13 protein-coding genes, 1 rRNA gene and 1 pseudogene are annotated in these 13,638 nt (G+C 61.7%); 12 read left to right on the top strand and 3 right to left on the bottom strand.

Features of this window, described 5'->3' with window-relative positions:
• From rrf to AAZQ98_RS14370, 12 genes and pseudogenes are all read left to right on the top strand, one after another.
• A 5S ribosomal RNA gene (gene rrf, locus AAZQ98_RS14315) occupies positions 1–90 on the top strand; the annotation flags it as partial.
• Positions 91–480: 390 nt separating this feature from the next.
• Positions 481–1,635, top strand: a pseudogene (locus tag AAZQ98_RS14320) (hypothetical protein); the annotation flags it as partial.
• Positions 1,636–1,740: 105 nt separating this feature from the next.
• Positions 1,741–2,601: a hypothetical protein gene (locus AAZQ98_RS14325; protein WP_434693579.1), complete on the top strand. Its 861-nt coding sequence runs from the start codon at positions 1,741–1,743 to the stop codon at positions 2,599–2,601.
• Between the two features lie 48 nt (positions 2,602–2,649).
• A complete protein-coding gene (locus AAZQ98_RS14330; RefSeq protein WP_434693206.1) occupies positions 2,650–3,657 on the top strand; it encodes an HAD-IIA family hydrolase in 1,008 nt (335 codons plus the stop codon).
• 2 nt (positions 3,658–3,659) lie between these two features.
• Positions 3,660–3,833, top strand: a complete 174-nt coding sequence (locus tag AAZQ98_RS14335; RefSeq protein WP_332487355.1) for a hypothetical protein — start codon at positions 3,660–3,662, stop codon at positions 3,831–3,833.
• A complete protein-coding gene (locus AAZQ98_RS14340; RefSeq protein ID WP_400290589.1) occupies positions 3,830–4,618 on the top strand; it encodes a TlyA family RNA methyltransferase in 789 nt (262 codons plus the stop codon). The genes AAZQ98_RS14335 and AAZQ98_RS14340 overlap by 4 nt, the downstream gene beginning before the upstream one ends.
• Positions 4,619–4,692: 74 nt before the next feature.
• Positions 4,693–5,718: an NAD kinase gene (locus tag AAZQ98_RS14345; RefSeq protein WP_105659026.1), complete on the top strand. Its 1,026-nt coding sequence runs from the start codon at positions 4,693–4,695 to the stop codon at positions 5,716–5,718.
• Positions 5,719–5,835: 117 nt separating this feature from the next.
• On the top strand, positions 5,836–7,590 hold the full coding sequence (recN, locus tag AAZQ98_RS14350; protein ID WP_434693208.1) for a DNA repair protein RecN: 1,755 nt from the start codon (positions 5,836–5,838) through the stop codon (positions 7,588–7,590).
• Positions 7,591–7,697: 107 nt separating this feature from the next.
• Positions 7,698–9,377 (top strand): CTP synthase, encoded by a 1,680-nt coding sequence (locus AAZQ98_RS14355; RefSeq protein WP_332487349.1) that lies wholly within the window; start codon positions 7,698–7,700, stop codon positions 9,375–9,377.
• Positions 9,378–9,497: 120 nt separating this feature from the next.
• Complete coding sequence (locus tag AAZQ98_RS14360) at positions 9,498–10,142, top strand: NUDIX domain-containing protein (RefSeq protein ID WP_434693210.1); 645 nt, start codon at positions 9,498–9,500, stop codon at positions 10,140–10,142.
• Positions 10,139–11,062: a site-specific tyrosine recombinase XerD gene (gene xerD, locus AAZQ98_RS14365; RefSeq protein WP_434693213.1), complete on the top strand. Its 924-nt coding sequence runs from the start codon at positions 10,139–10,141 to the stop codon at positions 11,060–11,062. Before AAZQ98_RS14360 ends, xerD begins: the two co-directional genes overlap by 4 nt.
• Complete coding sequence (locus tag AAZQ98_RS14370) at positions 11,062–11,568, top strand: 8-oxo-dGTP diphosphatase (RefSeq protein WP_434693216.1); 507 nt, start codon at positions 11,062–11,064, stop codon at positions 11,566–11,568. Before xerD ends, AAZQ98_RS14370 begins: the two co-directional genes overlap by 1 nt.
• A 14-nt stretch (positions 11,569–11,582) precedes the next feature.
• Here AAZQ98_RS14370 and AAZQ98_RS14375 read toward each other — a convergent pair whose 3' ends face one another.
• From AAZQ98_RS14375 to AAZQ98_RS14385, 3 genes are all read right to left on the bottom strand, one after another.
• Complete coding sequence (locus AAZQ98_RS14375; protein ID WP_105659032.1) at positions 11,583–11,795, bottom strand: helix-turn-helix domain-containing protein; 213 nt, start codon at positions 11,793–11,795, stop codon at positions 11,583–11,585.
• Positions 11,795–12,292 (bottom strand): DUF2975 domain-containing protein, encoded by a 498-nt coding sequence (locus AAZQ98_RS14380; protein WP_105662543.1) that lies wholly within the window; start codon positions 12,290–12,292, stop codon positions 11,795–11,797. The genes AAZQ98_RS14375 and AAZQ98_RS14380 overlap by 1 nt, the downstream gene beginning before the upstream one ends.
• A 180-nt stretch (positions 12,293–12,472) precedes the next feature.
• Positions 12,473–13,612 (bottom strand): bifunctional 2-methylcitrate synthase/citrate synthase, encoded by a 1,140-nt coding sequence (locus AAZQ98_RS14385; protein ID WP_434693219.1) that lies wholly within the window; start codon positions 13,610–13,612, stop codon positions 12,473–12,475.
• Between the last annotated feature and the right edge of the window lie 26 nt (positions 13,613–13,638).

The raw sequence follows: 13,638 nt of genomic DNA on the forward strand, positions 1-13,638 counted from the left end.
CCCGGTCCCATACCGAACCCGGAAGCTAAGGCCCACTGCGCCGATGGTACTGCACTCGTGAGGGTGTGGGAGAGTAGGTCACCGCCGGACTTAACTTGAGTAGATGGTTTGAGGCCCTGGTACCGTTCGGTACCGGGGCCTCACCTGTTTAACCCGTCCCCTGGTAATCGACTTGCTACAGCCTATGGGTTCAGTTTCATGCTGGGCCCTTTTTGTCGTTAACCCCTTCTAGAAGAGTTGAATCTATCAAGAGGCTTCGATCGGCTACGCATGCGTCGATGGCTGGGGGACAACCTTAGGGCCGCCACTGAGTGTCTTGCCACATTGGACCCGTTTCCCTATGGTATGACTCGTGCCTCCCGTAGACTTGAATTTAGATGTACATGCCTCGAGGGCATGCTGAATAGTTAATAGTGAAGTGATTTGCAAAGGCAAACACGAAGGTTGCGGTATTGAGATAGCCGCTGAAGGGGACATTAGATGTCTAACGAATTCCGCCGTAACTCCGACAACGGACGAGGCGACTTCCGGAACTCAGATTCAAACCGCAACAACTCCCGCGATGGCTTCAAGCGTCGCGACGACCGTAGTGATTTCAAGCGCAGCGACGATAACCGTGGTGGCTTCCGCGGTGACCGTAATGCTGACCGCGGCGGTGACTTCAAGCGCGACGACAACCGCGGTGGCGGCTTCAAGCGTGATGACAACCGTGGCGGTGGCTTCAAGCGTGATGACAACCGCGGTGGTGGCTTCAAGCGCGATGACAACCGCGGTGGTGGCTTCAAGCGCGATGACAACCGCGGTGGTGGCTTCAAGCGCGATGACAACCGTGGTGGCGGTTTCCGCAATGATGACCGTGGCGGCTTCAAGCGTGATGACAACCGTGGTGGCGGTTTCCGCAATGACGATCGTGGCGGCTTCAAGCGTGATGACAACCGTGGCGGTGGCTTCAAGCGTGATGACAACCGTGGCGGTGGCTTCAAGCGTGATGACAACCGCGGTGGTGGCTTCAAGCGTGACGATAACCGCGGTGGTGGCTTCAAGCGTGATGACAACCGCGGTGGCGGTTTCCGCAATGACGATCGTGGCGGCTTCAAGCGTGACGACAACCGCAGTGGCGGTTTCCGCAATGATGATCGTGGTGGTTTCCGTGGCGAGCGTCGCGATGACAACCGCGGTGGTGGCTTCAAGCGCGATGACAACCGTGGCGGTGGCTTCAAGCGTGACGATAACCGCGGTGGCGGTTTCCGCAATGATGACCGTGGCGGCTTCAAGCGTGATGACAACCGTGGCGGTGGCTTCAAGCGTGATGACAACCGCGGTGGTGGCTTCAAGCGTGATGATAACCGTGGTGGCGGTTTCCGCAATGATGACCGTGGTGGCTTCCGTGGCGAGCGTCGCGATGACAACCGCGGTGGCGGTTTCCGCAATGACGATCGTGGCGGCTTCAAGCGCGATGACAACCGTGGCGGTGGCTTCAAGCGTGACGACAACCGTGGCGGTGGCTTCAAGCGTGACGATAACCGCGGTGGTGGCTTCAAGCGTGATGACAACCGTGGAGGTGGCTTCAAGCGTGCCGACGACCGTCGCTCGAAGGGTGAGTACCCAGCACGTGAAGACCGCTTTGCCGATAAGCGCGGTGACGCACCGCGTGCACATAATCCTGGCGATCTTCGCATCTCGAACCGTGCCGATCGTGAACAGTCCCCAGATATCGATGAGGATGTTACCGGTAAGGAGTTGGACCGCGTAGCACGCGCCCAGCTGCGTTACCTCGAAGAGCGCTCGGCAAGCTGGGTCGCAAAGCACCTGGTGATGGCTGGCCGCCTGCTGGAAGACGACCCAGAGCTGGCATACGAGCACACCCTGGCAGCATCGCGCCGCGGCGGCCGTGTCGCGGTAGTTCGCGAGGCCGTTGGCATCGCAGCCTACCACGCTGGCAAGTACGCCGATGCACTGCGCGAACTGCGTACCCACCGTCGTATTTCCGGTTCGGACTACAACCTGCCATTGATCGCTGACTCGCTGCGTGGCCTGGGCCGCCCAGAGAAGGCAATCGAGCTCGCCCAGTCCGAGGAATGCGCCAATCTGGAAAGCGCCGTCAAGGTTGAAATGCAGATGGTTGCTGCCGGTTCCTATGGTGACTTGGGCAAGCTGGATAAGGCTCTGGCTGAGCTGGAGTCGCTGGAACAGCTGAACTTCAACCGTGCCTTCTCCTTCAGCCCACGTTTGTTCACTGCCTACGCTGATCTGCTGTCGGCTGCCGGCCGAGCAGAAGACGCGAAGCGCTGGAACGCTCAGGTCGAGGTTGCAGAAAGCGCCCTGGGCATCGAGCGTGAAACCGAATCCTTCATCATGGACCTGGCTCCGGAGATGGATGAGGAAGAGGAAACCCCGCGCGCCAAGGATCTGATCGAGCCTTCCGAAGCTGAAGAAGCAGATGCCGACGCTGAAGAAGCAGATTCAGAAGCCGAGGCCGAAGAAGCAGAAGAGGGAGAAGCCGAGCAGACCGGCATCGACGAGGAAGATGACCTGAACGAAGTCATCGAATCCGACACGGAAGCTGGCGAAGCTGACGTGGAAGAAGAATCGGCGAAGTAAGCTTTGGCGTAGTAGCCAAATACCTCAAGTAGTAGGAACCACCACCGAATGCTGATTTCCGGATTTGATTCCGTCCTCTCCGACTTGGACGGCGTCGTCTATGCTGGCCCGAACGCCATTGACGACGCCGTGGAGTCGCTGAACACCCTCGCGGAAGTGAATGTCACCTTGGCGTTCATTACCAACAATGCTGGGCGTTCGCCGATGTCCGTCGCGGCCCACCTGCGCCAGCTGGGCGTGAAAACCAGCGCTGAGCAGGTTTTTGGTTCTGCCGACGCCGGTGCGGAGATGCTGGCCCGCGAATTGAATCCGGGATCCAAGGTTTTGGTGGTGGGTTCCCCCTACCTGCGCGAATGCATTGCCGTGCGCGGGTTGGAAGTCGTCGAATCCCATAAGGAAGAACCCGTAGCGGTGATCCAGGGGTTCGACCCGGACATCTCGTGGAAGAACCTGGCCGAGGCCAGCTACGCGATTAATCACGGCGCCACATGGGTTGCCACCAACACCGACCTGACGATTCCGCGCGCCGAGGGCCTGGCCCCGGGCAACGGATCGCTGGTCAATGCGGTGAAACTGGCCACGAGCGTGGAACCACGCGTGGCGGGAAAACCCGAATCCTTCCTGTTCGCGCGGGCCGCGGACCGACTGGATTCCCAGCGCCCGCTGGTCGTCGGCGACCGCCTGGATACCGACATCCTTGGCGGCTTCCGTGCCGGGTTCTCCACCGCACTGGTGCTGACCGGTGTGGACACGCCGCGCACCGCATTGGGCGCACCGGTCGAGCAGCGCCCCAACTACCTCATCAATTCGATGGCTGATCTGTACCGGCCGTACCCGACCATCAAGGTCCTGGGCTACGGCGTGCAGGTCGGCGACGCGGTCGCCAAGGTCGATAACGGCGCGATCGAAGTCTCGGGCAGCGACCAGGATCTGAATGCCTGGCGCGCCGCCTGCCATGCCTGGTGGCTGGCCCATCCGCGCCAGTCGGGGCACGAAGAACCGGAAATCCGGTTTACCGAACGCGGGCTCGATGCCCTCCGCAAGATCCGGGGCTAAGCATGCAGCCGCAGAATCCTCTTCCGAGCCCTGGCCCTCGCGGGCTGGATGATGCAGCAGTGGAGCAGGCGCTGTCCTCCCTGGCCGACCATGACATTACCGAGCATGCCGGAATCTATGAGCAACTGCTCGCCGGCCTGCAGCAAGAACTGAATCGTACGGAGCACGGCGCGTGAATCGCCTGGATCAAGAACTTGTCACCCGTGGGCTGGCGCGCTCGCGCACCGAAGCAGCCAAGCTGATCGATGCCCAGCGGGTGCTGCTGAACGGGCAGGCCGCCACCAAGGCCGCCAAGAAGGTTTCCGCCACCGATGAGCTGGCCCTGGTGCCCAGCGAAGGCGAAGAATACGTCTCGCGTGCCGGGCATAAGCTCGCCGGAGCCCTAGATGCTTTTACGACTATTGACCCCGCTGGCCTGCACTGCCTGGACGCTGGCGCCTCGACCGGCGGCTTCACCGACGTGCTGTTGCGACGCGGTGCGAAATCTGTGGTCGCAGCCGATGTAGGCCATGGCCAGCTGGTCGACGAGCTGCGCGAAGACCCCCGCGTCACGGTCCACGAAGGACTGAACGTCCGCTATCTGGCCCCCGAAGATATTGGGGGACCAGTCGACCTCGTAGTAGCCGACTTGTCCTTTATTTCGCTGCGCCTGGTGATCGACGCCTTGGCCGGGGCCGCCAAGGACGGCGGCTTCCTGCTGCTGATGGTCAAGCCGCAGTTCGAGGTCGGGCGCGAACACCTGAACCGCACCGGCGTGGTCACCGATCCCGCCCTGCGCCGCAGCTCCGTTGAAGCGGTGGTCGCCAGCGCGCAAGCCGCGGGACTGCACCTGCGCGGGCTGGCACGCAGCCCGCTGCCGGGACAAGACGGCAATGTCGAATTCTTCCTTTGGCTTGCCGCAGGAGCGGATCCACAGCCTGCCGATGTTCCACGCATCGGGCAGGATGTTGACTATTCTTAGTAGTGACGTGTTTTAGCCGTGGTCGATAACCACGGTCATTTTGCACCTCGCGATGCTGAGAGGGGCCGACCGCCTTGCGCCGAATCCTGATTTTCACCCATACCGGACGCCAAGAAGCGATCACCGCGGCCATAGAAACCTGCGCCCTGCTCAACGCCGCCGGAGCCATCCCGGTGATGCGCGGCAAGGATCAGCTGGCGATGACCGAAGCGATCGGCGCGGCTGTGCCTTCGGTACAGGTGCTCGGCGAGGATTGCCAGATCGAGGACGTCGACATGGGCGTGGTGCTCGGTGGCGATGGCTCGGTGCTGCGTGCCGCGGAATTGGTGCGGGAATCCCCGATGCCGCTGGTGGGGGTAAACCTCGGGCATGTGGGTTTCCTCGCCGAAGCTGAACGCAGCGAACTGGCCTCCACTGTGGAAGCGCTGGTCAATGAGACCTACACCGTGGAAGAACGCATGACCATGGAGGTCAAGGTGTGGCTGGACAACGTCTGCCTCGCCGAGACCTGGGCCTTGAACGAGGCCGCGGTGGAAAAGGCCAATCGCGAACGCATGGTCGAGGTCGTGATCGAGGTCGACGGCCGGCCGATCTCCACCTTCGGTTGCGATGGTGTCGTGATGGCCACCCCTACCGGTTCCACCGCGTACTCCTTCTCCGCCGGCGGCCCGGTGGTCTGGCCGGACGTGGCGGCGCTGATCATGGTGCCGATCTCCGCGCACGCACTGTTCGCCAAGCCCCTGGTCATTTCCCCGGATTCGATCATGGCCGTCGAAATGCTGACCCGCACCGATGCCGGGGCCGTGCTCTGGTGCGATGGACGGCGCACCATCGAGCTGCCGCCGGGAGCCCGTGTGGAAGTAACGCGCAGCGACCGCCCGGTGTACATGGCGCGATTGAACACGACGCCGTTTTCCGAGCGCCTGGTCAACAAGTTCGAGCTGCCCATTACCGGTTGGCGCGGACCAGCGAAGGAAGAGGCGCGCCGTCCGGCCACTACGGCACTGCCGGTGATCGGACCAGGCCTGCAAAGCGTCGATCCGCATTACCGCGATGAACCGGGCATTCCCATGGTGGGACGCCCAGAGGACCAGGACTGAATAGCGGCCTCGAAGAAAAACTTTCCACACGCTCGAACATAGTTACGAAAAATAGGGTTAGAACACATATACTAAAATCGCACGGTACGACTTGAACTCGACATTCGGGAGCAGGCATTGATTCAGGAAATCCAGATATCCAACCTTGGGGTGATCACCGAGGCCACGCTTCCGCTTGGCCCGGGACTCACGGTAGTCACCGGTGAAACCGGCGCTGGCAAGACCATGGTGATCACCGCCTTGTCCCTGCTGCTCGGGCGCCGGGCCGATGCCGGTGCGGTGCGCAACGGCGCCAAGCACGCCCTGGCTGAAGCCGTGGTGCACTTGCCGCCAGATCACCACGTGCTCGATGCCGCAGGCCAGGCAGGCGCATTCATCGAACCAGCGGGGGAGAACAGTGAACTGCTGCTTTCCCGCTCGCTCTCGGCCCAAGGCCGTTCACGCGCCACCATCGGCGGACGCAGCGCCCCTGTCGGCCTGCTGGCCGAGCTGGGGCACGATCTGGTGGCCGTCCATGGCCAGTCGGACCAGATTCGCCTGAAAGAGCCGGTAGCCCAACGAGATGCCCTGGACCGCTTTGCTGGCAGCTCGCTGTCGCGCACGCTAAGCAACTACCAGCGAGCCTACCGCCAGTGGCGATCGGCTTCCAAGGAGCTGGCGGGGCTCAAAACCGAATCGCGCAACCGTGTTCGCGAAGCAGAGAACTTGCGCCTGGCGCTGGACGAGATCGATTCCCTGGATCCGCAGCCGGGCGAGGACGAAGCCTTGCGCGAGCAATCCATGAAGCTGGGCAATGTCGAGTCCCTGCGCACCGCCGGCCGGCAGGCGCAAGCCGTCATCGACTCCGAGGATTTCGAGAACCCGGGCGTTACCACCTTGGCGGAGACCGCCCGCGGCGTGCTGGCCCAGGCCAGTGACGATGACACTGCGCTGGCCGCCTTCGCGGAGCGGGCAGCGGAACTGGGCATTCTCGCCTCGGAACTCTCCAGTGATCTTGCCGCCTACGTTGCCGACCTCGATGAGGAAGGCCCGGAGCGCTTGGCGCAGATCGAAGCCCGCCGTGCCGATTTGAACAAGCTTATGCGCAAGTACGCACCGAGCATTGATCAGGTGCTCGCCTGGGCTGCAGAATCCCGTACCCGTCTGGAAGAACTCGGTGGGGATGACTCGCGCATCGAGGAGCTGGAAACAGAAGTCGTTGAATTGGAGCACAAGGTGGCCTCGCTGGCCTCGGACCTCTCCGATGCGCGCCGCAAGGCTGCCAAGAAGCTCTCCGCCCAGGTTTCAGCCGAGCTCAAGGCCCTGGCGATGCCGGATGCCAAGCTCGTCATCGAGGTGAAGGAACTGGAAGAACCAGGTGCCTTCGGCCAGGACGCGATTTCCATGCTGCTGGCCCCGCATGCCGGAGCCTCGCCGCGACCGCTGGGCAAGGGTGCCAGCGGCGGCGAGCTCTCCCGCGTCATGCTGGCCATTGAAGTCGTCCTAGCGGCGGTCGACCCGGTGCCGACCTTCGTCTTTGACGAGGTGGACCAGGGCGTGGGTGGCAAAGCGGCGGTGGCCATTGGCGAGCGCCTGGCGATGCTGGCAAAGCATGTGCAGGTCATCGTCGTGACCCACCTGCCCCAGGTGGCCGCCTATGCGGATCGGCACATTCGTGTGATCAAGAATTCAGATGCCAAGTCGAAGGCGGGAGCTGGCTACACTGCCAGCGATGTCATCAGCTTGGATCAGGAAGCCCGCGTCAAGGAACTTGCGCGCATGCTCGCCGGCCAAGAGGAATCCGGCACGGCGCAGGCGCATGCTGAGGAGTTGCTTGAAGAAGCGCAGAACCTAGTGTCATCGCTCACCTCCAAGAAAATGGCGAAAGCCTAAAAGTCTTGGTGAGCCCCTGAATTACGGCAATGCTAGGGCATTGGCCGGAGGTGCACTAGAGTCTTATGAGGATGCGAAATATTGGAATGGTGATAGGATGAAATCCCGTGGTGCAGCGTAATTCAACTCGTGATTCTCGGTCGTCTGAAACGACAAAGCATATCTTCGTCACCGGCGGTGTGGCCTCTTCCCTGGGTAAGGGATTGACGGCATCCAGCCTTGGACATCTACTTCGAGCTCGTGGTCTCTCAGTGACCATGCAGAAGCTCGACCCGTACCTGAACGTCGATCCAGGTACTATGAACCCCTTCCAGCACGGTGAAGTCTTCGTTACTGACGATGGCGCAGAAACCGATCTGGATATCGGACACTATGAGCGTTTCCTGGATGAGAACCTTCCGGGTACCGCCAACGTGACCACCGGACAGGTCTACTCGACCGTTCTGGAACGCGAACGTCGCGGTGAATACCTCGGCGATACCGTTCAGGTCATCCCTCACATCACCGATGAGATCAAGCGTCGTATGCGCTTGGCAGCAACCGAACCAGGGGCCGGCAAGTCGGCACCTGACGTGATCATCACGGAAATCGGTGGCACCGTCGGCGATATCGAATCCCAGCCATTCCTCGAAGCAGCACGCCAGGTCCGCCAGGACATCGGCCGCAAGAACGCATTCTTCGTACACGTTTCCCTGGTTCCATTCATCGGCCCAAGCCATGAACTGAAGACCAAGCCTACCCAGCACTCCGTTGCCGCTTTGCGTTCGATCGGTATCCAGCCAGATTCGCTGGTAATCCGCTCGGACCGTCCAATCCCGGCAGAAATGCGCGCCAAGCTCGGCCGTACCTGCGATGTGGACACCGAAGCAGTGATCAACTGCGCCGATGCTCCAAGCATCTACGACATCCCAAAGGTCATCCACTCCCAGGGCCTGGACGCTTACATCGTCCAGACCTTGGAGATGAAGTTCCGCGACGTCGACTGGGCTTCGTGGGATCGCTTGCTCGAAGTCGTGCACAACCCCGCAACCGAGCTGACCGTAGCTTTGGTGGGCAAGTACATCGATCTGCCCGACGCCTACCTGTCGGTCACCGAAGCCCTGCGTGCCGGCGGGTTCGCAAACAACGCCAAGGTCAACATCCGCTGGGTACCAGCAGATGACTGCGCTACCGAAGCAGGGGCCGCCAAGGCGCTTGAGGGTGCAGAGGCGATCTGCGTCCCCGGTGGCTTCGGCATCCGCGGTCTGGAAGGCAAGCTGGGCGCGCTGCGCTTCGCTCGCGAAAACAAGCTGCCAACCCTGGGCCTGTGCCTGGGGCTGCAGTCGATGGTCATCGAATACGCCCGCAACATGGCTGGCCTCACCGATGCATCGTCCACCGAATTCGATCCTGAAACCTCGACCCCGGTCATCGCGACCATGGAAGAGCAGCTGGACATCGTTGAAGGCAAGGGCGACCTGGGCGGCACCATGCGTTTGGGCCTGTACGACGCAAAGCTGCTTGAGGGATCGGTTCTGGCTGAGACCTACGGCAAGACCGAGGTTGCGGAGCGCCATCGCCACCGCTACGAGGTCAACAACTCGTACCGCGCGCAGCTCGAAGAGGCTGGCCTGGTCTTCGCTGGCACCTCGCCAGATGGCAACCTGGTCGAGTTCGTTGAACTGCCAAGGGAAGTACACCCGTACTACGTTTCGACGCAGGCTCACCCTGAGCTTTCCAGCCGCCCGACTCGCCCGCACCCGCTGTTTGCAGGTCTGGTCGAGGCAGCTCTGGAGCTGCGCAAGTAAGTAATACAGCTTGCCGGAGGTAAAACTCTGAAGGCACTGCGAGCCGGTCGTTACTGACCGGCGCGTAGCTGTTTAAGCTGGAGAATACCGACCAGCTTTTTCTACCGAAGGACGATCCTCGTGCCGCTGCATCCGATAGCCGATGAATTCTCACCACGTGAATTGCTGAACCGTGAAACCGTGTACGAGGGACGGATCTGGGACGTCGTCCATGACACGGTGAAGCTCTCCGAATCCGGGGCGACCATTGAACGCTATTACATCAACCACCCCGGTGCGGTATGCGTTCTGGTCATGGATGCTGAAGAACGCATCTTGATGGTCAACCAGTACCGCCACCCGGTAGGCATGCGGCTGTGGGAAATCCCTGCCGGGCTGCTCGATGTGGCTGGAGAACCACCTTTGGAAGCTGCCAAGCGCGAATTATGGGAAGAAGCGGATCGTACCGCCGAGCACTGGTCGATCCTCACCGATGTCTTCTTGAGCCCGGGCTCCTCGGCCGAGGCAGTGCGAGTCTACCTCGCGCGCGATGCGAAACTGGTTGCCGCCGATCAGCGCCATGAGCGTACCGAGGAGGAAGCTGAAATGATCAGCACCTGGGTGCCGCTGGAGGAAGCCGTCGCAGCCGTGCTGGCAGGCAAGATCCATAATCCCACCGCGACAATCGCGATCCTTGCCGCTCATGCAGCCCGTACCAGCAAGTACTTGGACCTGCGCGATGCGAACGAGCCATTCGATGTGCACCCATACCTGCGCGAAGGATGAGCGGCCACTTCGAGACCCCGCTCAAGCGCTACCTGCAGCATCTGGCGATCGAGCGCGGGCTGGCCGAGAATACACTGGCTTCCTACCGGAGGGATCTGCTTCGCTACGTTGACGCGCTGCAGGCAGCCGGCGTCGCGCAACCTCAGCAGATTACCGAGCTGGCCATCAGCGGCTACCTTCAGGATCTATCCCGCGGGGACCAAGAGCATAAGCCGTTGAGCGCCCGCTCCGTCGCTCGCCATTCGGTAGCCATCCGCCAACTGCACAAGTACTGGGAGCTCGAAGGGATTTGCGCGCCTAACCCGGCCCGCGAGATCCAGCCTCCGGCTATCGGGCAATCCTTGCCCAAAGCGATCTCCATCGACCTTGTTATCAGGATCCTCGAATCGGTGAGCATTGAAACCCCTGCCGGGCTGAGGGATCGCGCGATTCTGGAATTCTTGTACTCCACCGGTGCGCGCATTTCCGAAGTCGTGGACCTGGACGTCGATGATCTGCACTTTGCCGACGATGCCGTGGTGCGCTTGTTCGGCAAGGGATCCAAGGAGCGGGTCGTTCCGGTGGGCGGTTATGCCCAGTGTGCGGTGAGCGATTATCTGGTGCGTGCCCGTCCCGGGCTAGCCGCCAAGGGCAAGGGAACTCCAGCGTTGTTCCTGAACCAGCGCGGGGGACGGCTTTCCCGCCAATCGGTGTGGCTGTTGCTTTCGAAGGCCGCTGAGCGCGCCGGGGTTTCCACCGAGGTCTCTCCGCATACGCTGCGCCATTCCTTCGCCACTCATTTGCTGGAGGGCGGCGCGGATGTGCGGGTGGTCCAGGAGCTGCTGGGACATGCATCGGTCACCACCACGCAGATCTACACCAAGGTCACCGTGGATTCGCTGCGTGAGGCCTACCAGCTGGCCCACCCGAGGGTGAACTAGTGGTCGCCGGCCACCAAGTGCGTTCTGCCAAGCAGGTAGCCCTCGTGGCGCTGCTGCAGGAGTGCGAAGGACGGCTGCACGTGTTGCTCGGACGCAAGCGTCGCGGATTCGGCAAGGGCAATATCGTGTTGCCCGGCGGCAAGATCGAGCAGGGAGAGAGCGTGCGGCAAGCGGCCATCCGGGAATTCTGCGAGGAAACCGGACTGCTCCTCGCTCCGGAGGAGCTGGAGCCTGCGGCGCAGGTCAATTTCCGGTTCCCGGCCCAGCCGGCAGCCGACATGGAATGCGCCACCTTCATTGCCTGGAAGGCATCGGGCCAGCTGCACATCACCGAGGAGCTCGAGCCGCTGTGGGCCGATCCGGACGCCTTGCCCTTGGAACAGATGTGGCAGGATTCCCCGTTGTGGCTGCCGCAACTCGTAGCCGGCGGGAAATTTACCGTCGAGATCGTGCTGGCGCAGGACAACACCTCGGTGCAGAGCATCAGCTTCGAGAACTGGGACTAGCCAGCGAGCTGCATCTAGTCCTGTTCGGTTTCGAAGATCAAAAGGTCGCCGGGTTGGCATTCCAATTCCCGGCAGAGGGCTTCAAGGGTGCTGAAACGTACGGCCTTGGCGCGCCCGTTCTTGAGCACCGCGAGGTTGGCCGGCGTAATGCCGATGCGTTCGGCCAACTCGCCGACGGCCATTTTGCGGCGGGCCAGCATCACGTCTATATCTACGCGGATTCCCATTAGATCACGCCGCCCAGTTCGGTACGGAGCGCATCGGCTTGGGCCTCGGTCATCGCCGCTTGTGCGAGCAACTGCCGCAGTACAAGCACGATGATGCTGATGCCGATCATCAGCACCCCGGCTCCACCAACAAGAAGCACGACTCCGGGTGCAATTTCCGTGCTGGCGGCGAAGATCGCTCCGAGGGCAAAAGTGGATAGGGCGCCGATCGTGAAGGCAATGATGATCGGTGTTACATAGCCCAGGGAAGCGGGATCGAAAACGGTGCCGCGTTTAACTCTCGTGGCTAGTTTCCACACGCTGTAGACGCAGGTTTCAATGATGAGCCCGGCGAGAAGCAAGTAGCCGAGGAAAGAGGCTTGGAAGAACTTGTCGGTGCCGTTGCTCGGCGACTCGTGGATCAAGATCATCGGGATCATGAACAGCTGCACAAAAAGCGTGCCCGCCAGGATCACGGCCAGAACTACCTTCAAACCGATAATGCTGAATTTTCCCATGGCAATAGACCTTATCGTTCTTCGGAATGTATCTATCGTTAAACGATAGGCCCATTGGCCTGGGACTGCAACTTCGGGCAACGACGGCAAGCCGATGCCGTTCCGCAGCTGGCACGGCAATGGCCACGGGCTGGCACGGCTGTGCCATACCCGCGGCCAATACCGGGAGTCGAAGTGTGTCTACAGCGAGCGCTGCTCCACGCCGTTATAAGCAGAAAGCGGGCGGATCAGCGCATTGGCTGCGCGCTGCTCGAAGATGTGGCTGGTCCAGCCGGTGATGCGTGCCGCGATGAAGATCGGGGTGAACATCTCGGTGTCGAAGCCCATCAGATGATAGGTAGGGCCGGCCGGGTAGTCGAGGTTCGGCTTGATGGACTTGGCCTCGTCCATGGCTGCCTCCAGGCCGTCGTACAAGCCCAGCATCTCATGGCGGCCGTAGTGCTCGATCATGCGATCCAGCGCGGCCTTCATGGTTGGCACGCGGGAGTCGCCGTGCTTGTAGACGCGGTGGCCGAAGCCCATGACCTTCTTCTTGGCGGCCAGCGCCTCTTCCATCCACGCCTTGGCGCGCTTGGCGGCATCCTCGCGGGATTCTTCCTTGTCGATGCCGATCTCGTTGAAGGTATGCATGACAGCTTCGTTGGCGCCGCCGTGCAAGGGGCCCTTCAGTGCGCCGATCGCCCCGGTGACAGCCGAGTGCAGGTCGGAGAGGGTCGAGGTGATCACGCGGGCGGTGAAGGTCGAAGCGTTGAAGGAGTGCTCGGCATAGAGCACCATCGATACGCGGAACGCGTCGACAACCTCGGGGGCTGCTTCTTCGCCGAAGGCCATCCACAGGAAGTTCGAGGAGTAATCCAGATCTCCGCGCGGTGCTACCGCGTCCTGGCCGCGGCGGCGGCGCTGGTCGTAGGCAACCACCGCGGGGAAGGCCGCGAACAGCTCCTTGGCCTTGAGCAGCTCTGCCTCGGGGGAGGAGTTCTCGGCCTCCGGGTGGTTGGCGCCGATTACCGAGACGGCGGTACGGCCCACATCCATGGGATGGCAGTCAGCTGGCAGCAGGTCGATGGCGGCCTTCACCCGCGGGTCCAGCGCGCGGTTGGCCCGCTCGAAAGCGCTGAACTCGGTCAGTTCGCTTTGCGTTGGCAGCTCGCCGTTCCAGAGCAGCAAGGCGACCTCTTCGAAGGACTTGTTCGCGGCCAGGTCCTGGACCGGGTAGCCGCGGTAGAGCAGCGAGTTGGTGTCTGGATTGACCTTGGAGACGGCGGTGTAGTCAACGACGACGCCTGCCAGGCCCTTCTTGATTTCCTCGGTGGCAGTCATTCTTGCTCCTCTTCATTGCCGGAGAA

The sequence above is a fragment of the Glutamicibacter sp. Je.9.36 genome, from assembly GCF_051129975.1.
Classification (GTDB): Bacteria; Actinomycetota; Actinomycetes; order Actinomycetales; family Micrococcaceae; genus Glutamicibacter.

Bases quoted from the DNA above. Each gene is read 5' to 3' on its own strand.
- AAZQ98_RS14330 (WP_434693206.1), top strand. From the start codon at position 2,650: ATGCTGATTTCCGGATTTGATTCCGTCCTCTCCGACTTGGACGGCGTC.
- AAZQ98_RS14335 (WP_332487355.1), top strand. From the start codon at position 3,660: ATGCAGCCGCAGAATCCTCTTCCGAGCCCTGGCCCTCGCGGGCTGGAT.
- xerD (WP_434693213.1), top strand. From the start codon at position 10,139: ATGAGCGGCCACTTCGAGACCCCGCTCAAGCGCTACCTGCAGCATCTG.
- AAZQ98_RS14375 (WP_105659032.1), bottom strand. From the start codon at position 11,795: ATGGGAATCCGCGTAGATATAGACGTGATGCTGGCCCGCCGCAAAATG.
- AAZQ98_RS14380 (WP_105662543.1), bottom strand. From the start codon at position 12,292: ATGGGAAAATTCAGCATTATCGGTTTGAAGGTAGTTCTGGCCGTGATC.
- AAZQ98_RS14385 (WP_434693219.1), bottom strand. From the start codon at position 13,612: ATGACTGCCACCGAGGAAATCAAGAAGGGCCTGGCAGGCGTCGTCGTT.